The sequence below is a fragment of the Photobacterium sanguinicancri genome, from assembly GCF_002265265.1.
GTDB classification, from domain to species: domain Bacteria; phylum Pseudomonadota; class Gammaproteobacteria; order Enterobacterales; family Vibrionaceae; genus Photobacterium; species Photobacterium sanguinicancri.
In genome coordinates this window covers 1-498 of the sequence record NZ_NOIF01000441.1, presented here as the reverse complement: position 1 = coordinate 498, position 498 = coordinate 1, and the positions used below count along the sequence as shown (strand labels likewise).

Below are 498 nucleotides of genomic sequence, written 5' to 3'. Positions count from 1 at the left end.
CGATCCCTCCGCGCTCCAGCGGCATCCATCGTGTCATGCGTTCCTGTGCCGACGGAAACAACCCGACCGGTATGCACAGGTGTCGCGCCGGGCGTGTCGCGGGGCTAGACTGGCGCGAGCGGCTGTGGGAGTCGCCGGCGGATGGGGATCCGCCTCTGGGGAATCACTGATCTGGGGAGATCATGGCAACGCGTATCGGCTACGCCGCGGGAGCATTCGACCTGTTCCATGTCGGCCATCTGAACCTTCTGCGCCACGCGAAGCAGCACTGCGATGTGTTGATCGCCGGCGTCGTGAGCGACGAGATGCTGCGGCAGGTGAAGGGCATCGAACCCGTCATTCCGACCGCGGAACGCGCCGACATCGTGCGGCACATCTCGTTCGTCGACGACGTGCACGTCGAGACGACGCCGTCGAAGATCGACGCCTGGCGCGAGGTCGGGTTCACGCACTTCTTCAAGGGCGACGACTGGCGCGGCACCGAGAAGGGCCTGCGCT

1 protein-coding gene is annotated in these 498 nt (G+C 65.9%); it reads left to right on the top strand.

Features of this window, described 5'->3' with window-relative positions; all coding sequences use genetic code 11:
• Positions 1-182: 182 nt before the first annotated feature.
• Positions 183-498: FAD synthase family protein (locus tag ASV53_RS26545; protein ID WP_141226342.1), on the top strand; the 316-nt coding region annotated here is incomplete at its 3' end.